Origin of the sequence: Nocardia sp. NPDC046473 (assembly GCF_040645995.1) — a bacterium.
In the GTDB taxonomy this organism is placed as follows: domain Bacteria; phylum Actinomycetota; class Actinomycetes; order Mycobacteriales; family Mycobacteriaceae; genus Nocardia.
Genome location: NZ_JBEYZJ010000015.1, coordinates 243,833 through 254,462, shown reverse-complemented (window position 1 = coordinate 254,462; position 10,630 = coordinate 243,833). Strand labels below are relative to the sequence as shown.

Annotated in this window: 10 protein-coding genes and 2 pseudogenes; 9 read left to right on the top strand and 3 right to left on the bottom strand. The window is 65.0% G+C overall.

Features of this window, described 5'->3' with window-relative positions; genetic code table 11:
• A partial coding sequence (locus ABZ942_RS42520; protein WP_357386881.1) for an NAD(P)-binding protein occupies window positions 1-260 on the bottom strand: 260 nt, incomplete at its 3' end.
• A gap of 751 nt (window positions 261-1,011) precedes the next feature.
• Here ABZ942_RS42520 and ABZ942_RS42515 point away from each other — a divergent pair.
• From ABZ942_RS42515 to ABZ942_RS42485, 7 genes and pseudogenes are all read left to right on the top strand, one after another.
• Window positions 1,012-1,695, top strand: a pseudogene (locus tag ABZ942_RS42515) (methyltransferase).
• Between the two features lie 533 nt (window positions 1,696-2,228).
• On the top strand, window positions 2,229-2,537 hold the full coding sequence (locus tag ABZ942_RS42510; RefSeq protein ID WP_357391953.1) for a hypothetical protein: 309 nt from the start codon (window positions 2,229-2,231) through the stop codon (window positions 2,535-2,537).
• A 134-nt stretch (window positions 2,538-2,671) separates the two neighbouring features.
• A complete protein-coding gene (locus ABZ942_RS42505) occupies window positions 2,672-3,247 on the top strand; it encodes an SMI1/KNR4 family protein (RefSeq protein WP_357391952.1) in 576 nt (191 codons plus the stop codon).
• Between the two features lies 1 nt (window position 3,248).
• Window positions 3,249-3,386: a hypothetical protein gene (locus ABZ942_RS42500; protein WP_357391951.1), complete on the top strand. Its 138-nt coding sequence runs from the start codon at window positions 3,249-3,251 to the stop codon at window positions 3,384-3,386.
• 472 nt (window positions 3,387-3,858) lie between these two features.
• Entirely contained in the window at window positions 3,859-4,239 is a 381-nt protein-coding gene (locus ABZ942_RS42495) for an NUDIX hydrolase (RefSeq protein ID WP_357391950.1), read from the top strand.
• An 18-nt stretch (window positions 4,240-4,257) separates the two neighbouring features.
• On the top strand, window positions 4,258-4,554 hold the full coding sequence (locus ABZ942_RS42490) for a transposase (RefSeq protein ID WP_357391949.1): 297 nt from the start codon (window positions 4,258-4,260) through the stop codon (window positions 4,552-4,554).
• A complete protein-coding gene (locus ABZ942_RS42485) occupies window positions 4,551-4,991 on the top strand; it encodes an IS3 family transposase (protein WP_357391948.1) in 441 nt (146 codons plus the stop codon). Before ABZ942_RS42490 ends, ABZ942_RS42485 begins: the two co-directional genes overlap by 4 nt.
• A gap of 166 nt (window positions 4,992-5,157) precedes the next feature.
• Here the strand turns inward: ABZ942_RS42485 and ABZ942_RS42480 are convergent.
• Both ABZ942_RS42480 and ABZ942_RS42475 read right to left on the bottom strand, forming a co-directional pair.
• Window positions 5,158-5,349 (bottom strand): annotated as a pseudogene (locus tag ABZ942_RS42480) (IS3 family transposase); the annotation flags it as partial.
• Window positions 5,350-5,442: 93 nt separating this feature from the next.
• Entirely contained in the window at window positions 5,443-6,360 is a 918-nt protein-coding gene (locus ABZ942_RS42475; protein WP_357391947.1) for a ketoacyl-ACP synthase III family protein, read from the bottom strand.
• 272 nt (window positions 6,361-6,632) lie between these two features.
• Here ABZ942_RS42475 and ABZ942_RS42470 point away from each other — a divergent pair, with 272 nt between their 5' ends.
• Together ABZ942_RS42470 and ABZ942_RS42465 are read left to right on the top strand one after the other, a co-directional pair.
• Window positions 6,633-7,652, top strand: coding sequence for an acyltransferase domain-containing protein (locus ABZ942_RS42470; RefSeq protein WP_357391946.1), 1,020 nt, complete (start codon window positions 6,633-6,635; stop codon window positions 7,650-7,652).
• Between the two features lie 37 nt (window positions 7,653-7,689).
• Window positions 7,690-10,626 (top strand): beta-ketoacyl synthase N-terminal-like domain-containing protein, encoded by a 2,937-nt coding sequence (locus ABZ942_RS42465; protein ID WP_357391945.1) that lies wholly within the window; start codon window positions 7,690-7,692, stop codon window positions 10,624-10,626.
• The last annotated feature ends 4 nt before the right edge of the window (window positions 10,627-10,630 follow it).

The following is a 10,630-nucleotide window of genomic DNA, read 5'->3' as shown; positions in this document are numbered from 1 at the left end:
ATCTCGTTGAGCTGTGGGTCCAGGATCAACTGCTCGGCGGAGGCGTCCATGACGATCTCGTCCAGCAGCGGGTGCCAGCGTTCCGGCAAGCAGTTGCGCACCGCCTGGAAACCGGTCGGGTTCAGTACCAGCCGGTAGCCCTGGAATCGGGCGACGATACCCGGGTCACGCTCGAACACCTCGGCCTCGATCCCGGCGCCACGCAGACCCTGCGCGAGAGCCAGACCTCCCAGACCGGCTCCGACTACGGAAACCCGCATCACATACCTCCACAACATTGATACGAACTTTGATCACATCGAGCTATATGGCCGACATGCCTGCGGAGAAGTTCCCGCTGACTCGACCCCAATCAGTGTTGCATGATTAATATTAACTATGCAAGACATGCTCCCATCGCGGATGGCGAGCTCGAGTCTCGATAGTCACAGCCTTCGTTCCAGTGATCATTTGCGCTTCCCCGTGGCGCCGAAGCCGTTGCGGCTCCAGCTGTTTCGCTGAGCATCCGGGCGGAAACCTGCATCCGTCACCTCTGCGACATCAAACGAACTAAGTTCGTATCGCGTCAAGTTATAGTGACCGGCATGTCAGCCGATCCCCGTCGATGTCGCGTAGCTCGCCACGCCCCTACCTGCGGCGGGAGCGCCTTGTCGCGCCGGGCGCTGCGGCGAGCTGATGATTCCGATATGGCCGTGGTCGGACTTGCTCAACCATGACGACTTCCGGTCGCCCTGAGCACGGCTCAGCTTAATGCAGCTAAACTTGCAAATCTAGTCTAACCTTCGAATATGACCCAGTCGCAGACCGGTCAGGCTCGTCCTGGGGGACGCACCGCGAAGACCCGCCACCTCGGATGGCGACTTCACCGGCCCGTATGTCTACGCGTGATCGACAGGGTTGGCCTGTCGATCGAAACCCGAAAGGTGTTGCGACCGTGACCCATGACAACGAGCAACTGCCGCCGACCGCGGTGATGGCGCAAATGTTGGATGGATTCCTGCCGTGGGCAGCATGCACCTGCACTATCGGGCGGTCGGCGAAGTCGCACACACCCTGCGGACGGGGGAGTCCGCCGCGCGAAAGTATTTCGGCACACCGTATTTCGACTACGTCGCCACCAATCCGGAGCTCGCCGAGCTTTTCGGGCGGGCGATGACGGCCTTCGCCAACACGATGCGGGCCGGCATGTTCGACGGCTACCGGCTGCTGGGTGGCGATGTGATCGCCGACCTCGGCGGTGGCGACGGCACAGTGCTCGTGGAGTTGCTTCGCCAGAACGGTCACCGCGATCGGCGAGGAGTCGTCTTCGACCTGCCGGGCGTCGTCGATGCCGCCCACGTAACGCTGTCCACCGCCGGAATGGCCGAGCGTGTCGAGGTGGTCGCCGGAAACTTCTTCGATGACGTACCGCACGCGGACATCTACCTGCTGAGCTGGATTCTCCACGATTGGAACGACGCCGACGCCGCGAAAATCCTACAGACTATCGCCGCATCGGCCTCGGCGGGTGCGTGACTGCTCGTTGCCGAGCTGGTCGTGCCCGCCACCGACGCTCCGCATCAGTCGAAGGATATGGACCTCGTGATGCTGAGCCTGCTCGGCGGCAAGGGACGCACCGCGCACGAGTACCGAATACTGTTGAACAACAACGGCTTCGACCTCGACCGAGTCGTTCCCACCTCGAGTCCATCGTGATCCTGGAAGCGACCAGGCGATGACAGCAGATAAGTCCGCGTTGATCATCGGCGCATCCCGCCCGACATCACACGAGCACCCACACATCCAGATGATGCAATAAGCGACGCCCGACCGATCGGTTCCACGTACCCCGCACCACCTCGCATCGGCTATTACCGAGCAGTCTCGGGTGACCTTGTCCTCCGATAGTGTCAACCTTCTGACCAGCCAGATCATGCGAAGAGGTTGACGCAGGACACAGGAGGGCGGCTCGCGCCTCGTCGGCGCCGCACCCTCGTGACCGAGTCCTGGTCGACCCCTGACCGGGAGGATCCGCCGCCGGCGGGCAACGTCGTCGACGGGCTCAGTGTCGTCCCAGGTTACGTCCATGTGATTAACATAATCGCGATGTAATCCCTTGTGACACAACCTTTCTCCCGGATTACGTCGCAAGACAAGCACGCACCCTTTTGTTAGCCTCCGAGGGGCCCGACCGGACGGTCGCGGCCCGGACAGCAAGGACGAATCGTCGTCCTGGATCGGGAGATCAGATGCATCTGCGCACCCTTCGCCGCGGCATTGCCGCTGCGGGAATCGCCGGAGCGGCAGCCCTCGCGCTGGCAGCCCCCGCCGTGGCCACCGCCCAGCCGGTATCCCCTATATCGACCGTCGCGCAATCCCTGCACCCCGGTATCGCCCTGATGGACTACCCGCGCGGCAGCGTCGGTAATTCGGGCGACGAGGGCAGCCCGCGCGGCAGCGTCGGTAATTCGGGCGACGAGGGCAGCCCGCGCGGCAGCGTCGGTAATCCGGGCGGCGGGGGCAACCCGGGCGGCGGCGGCCCGGGCGCGGGCCACTAGATTCTGTCTCGAAGTGAGTGGCGGGGTGCACCGCACCAGCGGTGCACCCCACCAGCATGTTCGGCCGAAGTTGTTGTTCTCGTTGGTATGGCCAACTGGTGTGGCTGATCAACACTCTTCAGAGGAGTTCACGCGTGGACATTCGCCCTTTCAGCATCACCGAGTGGCGCACGTTCCTGCGTGACTACGGTTCGAAGTTCCTGGACAATTCGAGTTTGTTGCGTGCGCTCGAGGAAAACGGGGCCGGAGCTTTCGTCAGGAGTCACGTCGAACGTGAGGGATGGATCGGCTACGAGCCGGCCAACGCGGACGCCGTCAAGGCTGCCGAAGAGCGGCTCGGCACTCGACTACCGCCGACGTACCGGAACTTTCTGATGGCCAGCAACGGCTTTGGCTATGTCGACCATGTCGATCTGCTCAACGTAGACGAGATCGGATGGCTTCCCGAACGCGACCCCGAGCTCGTGGAGGCTTGGAGCTCCGCAATCGACGACACTAGTCGCTCGATCCTCGAGCGGAGCTTGTTGATCGCACAAGACGATGGCGGGCCCGGCGTGTGCTGGCTGCTGCACCCCAACGGCGCGGCGGAGGATGGCGAGTGGGCCGCGTACGAGTGGTTTACCGGCGACGGCAGCAGTCCTGACGATGATCGTTACGAGAACTTTGGTGCGCTGCTGTGGGATGCGGCTCGGCGATTGGACACCGATTGACATGAGCCGATCGGAACAGGGTGTCGCGCCCGCGCAGCGACCGGTAACCGGTCGGCCCAGGCGCGGCCAGCTCGGCATCGATATCGACCTCGATCGCACCGAAGAAGTTGCGGATCGTGCCCTCGTGGGTGAGCAGTAGGTCCGGCCGCAGCGCGTGCACGGACTCGCTCTTGTTCGGCTGGCGGCAATTCCCAGCGAGCTCGTTTTTCGGTCTTCGGAACCACCTGGACTCGGGGCGAATCCAGCCGGGTTACCCGGAAGGCAACGTCCTTGGGCGGCAACACTAGGCCGTAGTGCGGCGGGGGGTGGAAGTTCCGCTGCTAAGGCCCGATCTCCAGCGATGTTCTCTGGTGAAGTAGGTGTGCGTAGTGGTTGTGTCCCCCTCCGGACACAGTTTGAGCCGCAATCCCTTGCAGCGCAAGGGATTGCGGCTTTTCTTGTATCGATAGGCGATTTGAACCCCCACGAGACGGATGGTCACCAGGTGATGTCGTCTGAAGGCCCTAATGTGGATAAACGGGCTCAGGGGCGCGAGTGTGCCGTCGATCTCAACTGGCATCCAACTCGAAGGATTAAGCCAGTGGCCGACAAACCTATCGAGGAACAGGCCGATGGGCTCGACGATCTCGATGAACCCGTCGTCGAGGGGCTCGCACCCAAGTCGGCCACAGACTTCGTCGGAGACTCCAAGCCTGCTCCAGGCGTCGGTGTGCGGACCAGGGCGCGCACGACGGGAGAGTTCTCCTCCTGCAACAACCGGCCGACGATTTATGGGCGGTATCTGGGAACCGCCCAGCGGCAAGGTCGATCCGGGCGAGGCTCTTGACGAGACCCTGATTCGTGAGGTGAAAGAAGAGACTGGACTCGATGTCGCGGGCATCCGAAAGTACCTGGGCGAGTTCGACTACCGATCCGGCAGCGACAAGAAGTGCCGGCAGTTCAACTTCACTGTCGATGTCGTCTGCGATTCCCCTCGTACCGTGGAGGTCTGACCATAATGGAAAGGCCAGATGGCGGAGAAGAGACGCAAGTTCGATCGAGAGTTCCGGGAGGGAGCGGTCCGGATCGTTCGTGAGACCGGGCGCCCGGGCGCCCAAGTTGCCCGTGAGCTGGGCGTAAACGAGGGAACACTGACGACGTGGGTGGCCCGTGACCGGCGGCAACGCGCCGGCGGCGGTGATGGCAGGTTGAGCGAGTCCGAGTGTGAGGAACTGCTGCGGCTGCGGCGCGAGAACGCCGAGCTGGCGATGGAGCGTGATGTCCTCAGGCGATCAGTTGTCCTGTGGGTGAAGGAGGCGACCAAATGAGCGTGGCCCGGTTCATCGCCTCCCAGAGGACCGAGCACGGCGTCCCGCATACCCTGACCTGCCGCGCCCTCGAAGTCAGCGAGTCCTGGTTCTACAAGTGGTACGACCGCGACCCGCTGCCACGGCAGCGGCGACGAGAGCGGCTGACCGAAGCGATCGGCAAGGAGTTCGACTATTCCGGCCGCACCTACGACAGTCCACGCATCGGTCTGGAACTGGGGGAGAAGGGCTGGCAGGTGTCCGACAACACCATCGCCGCCACTATGGCCGAAAAAGGTTGGGTAGCAAGGAAAGTGAAGCGGCCATGCTCGACGGCCCGGCAGGGGAAACGAGCGGCGGCACCTGATCTGGTGCGCCGGAAGTTCACCGCCGTCGCCCAGGGCGTGTTAGGGGTCGGCGATGTGACCGAAATCCCGACCCTGGAGGGGAAACTGTAGTTGGCGACGGTGGAAGACCGATTCTCCGGGCGCCTGCTCGGCTACGCCACCAGCGCCCACCATGACGCCGAATTAGATTGTGCGGCACTGAAAATCGCGGCAGCCATCCGGGGCGGGTTCGACGCGATCGACGGGGTGAGCTTCCACTCCGATCGCGGCAGCGAAGTTGCGAGCCCGCGTCCGAATGGTGAATGGTGTTGCCGTCCAACGGATTCCCCTCGCGTGCCCGGACTGCGGCGGCTTGCCGGATCGCCGATTCGACGAACGTGGCCTCCTTGCTGGTCGCACACTCGCAGCCCAAGATCTGCCCGGCATAGGCATCGATCGCGAACGCCGTGTAGACGAAGATTCCGGTAATGCAATGTGGCCCCGCCTGTTCACAGCAAGCAGGGGCCGCGGAAAGCAGATATCCCGCTCCGCGTTTCAGGCTAGTAGGTGACTACTACGGCGCTCACGGTGTCCGCTGCGGAGGGCGCATGATCTCCAGCACCGCGGTCGACCAGGCGAATCCGCCACCGGCGCCGATCAAGACGCAAATGCTGCCCGTGGTGAGGACGCCGGTGTTCACCAGATGTGCCAGTCCGGCGATCTGATCGCCGGCTCCGAGATGGCCGGTCCGCCGCCCGCGTTCCCAGGTCGTCCGCTCTGGGGATATGCCCAGGGGCCGGAAGAACTGCTGGTCCATCTTCGGGCGCCCCAGATTCGGCACGACGAACCACGCCACATCGCCCAGACGGACGCAAGCCTGAGACAACGCGTCATCGAAGGCTTTGCGCTGGCCGGTTTGGAGTCGTTGCAGCAAAGCGCCTAGCCCGTATTCCTGAATCAGCCCGGCACGATGCGCTTGCAGACTGATAGGCCGGCGGGCGGCGAGCGCGGCCCGCGCGAAGGGGTCCTCACCGCGGCCCATGGCTTCCAGTTCTGGGTCAGAAATGGTGACTAGCGCGAGCAGGCGCGCAAAACCGTCGTAGGCGGACAACACGAGTCCGGTTCCCCCATCACCACAAACCGTGCCCGGGTCGGTGTTCCAGCGGTCGAAGCCCGGCGCGCAGAAACGATCTCCCGTGGTCACCAGCGCGGAGTGCCGCCGAGGGTCGGCATGCAGATAGCTGGTCGCCAGCTCCAGCGCCGCCATCCCCCCGTTGGACAGCTGCCCGACGTCCACCGAAAGCCCCGCCTGCCCGACCGACACCCGCCGCACGAACGACGCAGGCGCCCACAGATCGTGTCCCTGAAAGTAGGTACTCGCATGCAGGACCAGATCGATTTGCTCGGGCCGGGTCCCCGCGTGCGCCATCGCGTCGATCGCGGCCGCAGCGGCCATCTCCGGGCCCGACACCTGCGACACGCACACCGCGTCGATACCCATCCGCCGGACAGTCTTGGCGTCGGTGACCCCATCACCGATCGCGGCGGCGGCATCGACCTCGATGCCTAACCGCGCTCCGACTCCTGCGATGTAGAGGGGTGCGGGATCGAACACTTCAGCCTCCATCGTCGGCTCGACCGGACCGGGTAAGCATGTTGGCCGGGGATCGACAGCGGTTGGAGCGCTGATCAAGTCCGCCGTTCGAGCCGCACTCCTATGAGCCTCTAACCGCTGGCCGTATCACTGAGGGCACAGCAGAAAGGGGATCTCCGATGTCGCTGTCGCCGCAGTATCCATGCCGATTCGCTCTCCTGTTCCCCGGTCAAGGAGCACAGCACGCGCGCATGGCAGCCGGTCTCTATGGCCATGACCAGGTATTCACCGACGTGATGGATCGCGCGTTTACGCTGTTGGGCACGGAAGGTCGTGCGGTGCGGTCGGAATGGCTGCGTCCGGTGGCCTCACGATTGTTCGACGACGTCACGGTGGCGCAACCGCTGCTGTACGCGGTCAATGTCGCATTGGGCAGTGTCGTGCTGGGCTGGGGTGGCGCGCCGGTAGCGCTGCTGGGCCACTCGGTCGGCGAATTCGCCGCGGCGACGCTGGGTGGTGTCGTCGATTTCGACGCCGGTATCCGGCTGATGCGCGAGCGGATGACGCACTTCGCCGTCACTCCTGCGGGAGGAATGCTGGCCGTGGCCGCCACGGTGGAGGACATCGAACCGCTTCTGCACGAGGGGGTGTTCCTGGCGGCGGTGAATTCGCCACGCCAGCTGCTGCTGGCTGGGGAACGAAAACCGTTGTCCGACATCGCCACAACCCTTGACCGTCACGGCATCATCAACCGTGCTGTGTCCGCGCGCCAAGCCTTCCACAGTCCGGTCGTCGCCGGAGCGGTCACCGCGTCGCTGCCGGGCTGGCAGAACGTCACCTTGCGCCCGTCGGCGATCACCCTCTACTCCGCCTACACCCAGTCGGTGCTCAGCGACGAGCGTGCCGTCGACCCCGGTTTCTGGGCGGGGCAAGCAGCCTCGACGGTCTACTTCGGCCCCACCTTGAACCGGATGCTGCACGATCACGACTGCGTCGTGGTGGAGGCCGGGCCTGGACGCAGCCTCACCGCGCTCGCCCGCCGCCATGCCGCAGTGCGCAGCGGACGCAGCCGAGCCATCGCGCTGCTGCCCTCGCGTCATGCATCAGACGAGGCCGATCGTGATTCGGTCGCTTCTGCGAAAACCTTGCTGACCAATTTTGGACTCGGATCGGGACGCGACACCGCCCTGGCGCGGTAGCCCACCCGACACCCACAAGCACATCTCGGAGGAACAAGTGTCGGCGCTGCGTGAGGACGAACTGGTCGCGCCATTGACCGCGGCCGGTGATCCGGTGGTCATCGTCGGTATGGCGTGCCGATTTCCCGGCGCCGTGGACCTCGCCGGCTTCTGGAGGCTTCTGCTCGCCGGAGAGAGCGCCATCGAGCACGCACCATCCACAGGGCGCCGTCCTGGCGGCTACCTGAGTGGAGTCGAGCACTTCGATGCCGAGGTCTTCGGAATGTCGGCACGCGAAGCCGCGGTCACCGACCCACAACAACGACTGCTGCTGGAACTGACCTGGCATGCGCTCGAAGATGCCCGGATCGACCCGATGTCGTTGCGCGACAGCTCGACCGCGGTCTTCGTCGGCGCTTGTTCAGATGATTACAGCTCCCTCCTACGAGCCGCCGGCCTCGAGGCGACGGTCCACACCCTGACCGGGGTGGGACGTACCTTCCTCGCCAATCGGATCTCCTACGTATTCGGCTGGCACGGACCCAGCCTCGTCATCGACACCGGCCAGTCCTCCTCATTGGCGGCACTGCATCAGGCGCAGATGGCGATGCTCCACGGTGACTGTTCGATCGCCATCGTCGCCGGTGTCCAGCTGAACCTGTCGACCGAGACCGACACCATGATCGAGGCATTGGGTGTGTTGTCGCCGCAAGGCCGTTGCCATGTCTTCGACGATCGCGCCGACGGTTTCGTCCGCGGCGAAGGCGCCGGGGTCGTGGTGCTGAAGAAACTGAGTCAGGCACTCGATGACGGCGATCGGGCCTATTGCACGATCCTGGCGAGCGCCATGACCAACGACGGGCACGGAGCAGGAATCACCGTGCCGAGTGCGCACGCGCAGCAGAAGGCCTTGACGCTCGCGTGCGCGCGAGCGCACGTGCGCCCCCACGACGTGGATTACGTCGAACTGCACGGCACCGGCACCCGCGTCGGAGATCCCATCGAAGCCACCGCCTTGGGCGGCGTGTACGGGCGCGACAGACCCAGGCACACACCCCTGCTGGTGGGATCGGTCAAAACCAACATCGGCCATCTCGAAGCCGCCGCCGGCGTGGCCGGACTGATCAAGACCGCGTTGAGCGTCTACCACCGCGACCTGCCCGCGAGCCTGAACTACCAATACCCCAACCCCGCCATCGACCTGGAAACACTGCGCTTGCAGGTATGCAGCCGGCGCCAGACCTGGCCGCGCCCTGGCAACCGGGTGATCGCCGGGGTGTCGTCGTTCGGGCTGGGCGGCACAAACTGTCATGTGCTGGTCGCCGCCGCCCCACCATCGCGGCCATCGCGGCTGGCCTTGACAGCCCCGTCGACACCGGCGGCGATCGTACTGTCCGGCACCGACGCCGCGAGCCTGGGCCGGCAGGCGCTGCAGTTGGCCCAGACCCTGGATGAGCACCCGACCATCGACGTCGCCGACCTGGCCGTCTCGCTGGCCACCACCCGCGCTGCCCAGCCCTACCGGGGCGCGATTGTCGCCACCGGCACCGAGGGGGTGCGCCGACAACTGCGCGAGTTGTCCGGCCAGGCGTTGTCCGACGCTGTCGTCGCGGGGGCGACCAGGCCGGGCCGGACGGTGTTCCTGCTGCCAGGGCAAGGCGCGCTGCGTCGCGACCGCAGTGCTCTCGGGCGTGCACTCTACGAGCGCTTCGACGGGTTCGCCCGACCCTTCGACCGGGCCTGCGAGGCGATCATCAACGCAGGCGGGGCCGACCCGAAACAGGTTCTGTGGCATCACCCGACGCTGGTGGAACGAATCGATCATGCCCAGTCGGCGTTGTTCGCGGTGGAAGTCGCAGTCTGCGAGCTGCTGTGCTCGGTGGGCATGGTGCCGGATCTGCTGATCGGGCATTCGCAGGGCGAGATCGCCGCCGCCTACCTCGCTGGTGTCTTGTCACTCGATCACGCCGCAGCGTTGGTCGTGCGCCGCGGGCAGCTGCTGCACAGCCTGCCCGACGGTGTCATGGTCGCGGTCCAGGCGGCCGAGCACGAGATCCACGACCTGGTTGGGCACGAATCCGACACGGTCGGCCTCGCCGCAGTGAACAGCCCCACGTCGTTGGTGGTGTCCGGAGAAGAACAACCGGTCACTGAGCTGGCGCGACACTACGCGGCCAAGGGCCGCAGAACTGTGCGGCTGCGCAGCCCCCGCGCCTGCCACAGCCCGATGACAGCAGCGATCCAGCAGCACTTGCACGAGGTCGCGCAGGGACTGACCCGGCATGGGCCGAGTGGACCCGACATCGTGTCCACCGTGACCGGGCGCCTGGCCGACCCCGCTATCTTTGCGACGCCGCAGTACTGGGCGACGCATCTGCGCACGACGGTCCGGTTCGCCGACGCCGTGACCCAGGCCTACCGTCGCGGTGGGCGGTTGTTCGTCGAGCTCGGACCCGGTGCCGGGCTGTCCACCATGGTCCAGGAATGCCTGGCAGGCAGCGCCTTCACCAGCGTGGCGCCCATGGCCGATGAGGCGGAGACCGCCGGGATGATGCGCGTGTTCGCGCAGGCTTTCGTGTCGGGTTGCTCGCTGAACTGGCCGAGCATCTACCCCGCGGCGAGAACCATCGACCTGCCGCACTATTCGTTCCGGCCGGACTCGTACTGGTTCGACCATGACCTGGGCGATGACCAGACCCGCCGACACCGTGATACCGATGCTCTCACCGCGACACTCGAACCCAGAAATGGTGTCGCCGTTGATTTTCGGGCGTCGGTGATCGACTGCACGCTGCGCGCTCTGGGCCGCACAGCAGGCGACGGCCTGAATCTCGATCTGTCTTTCAACGACATGGGCATCGATTCGCGAATGGCCGTGGAATTCCAAAGCACCCTCTCACAAGCGATCGGGCAACCACTGCCGGCGACGCTGCTCTTCGAATACGCCACCCCGGCCGCGTTGATCGACGCGCTGGACTCAGGCACAGCGCTATAGCCCT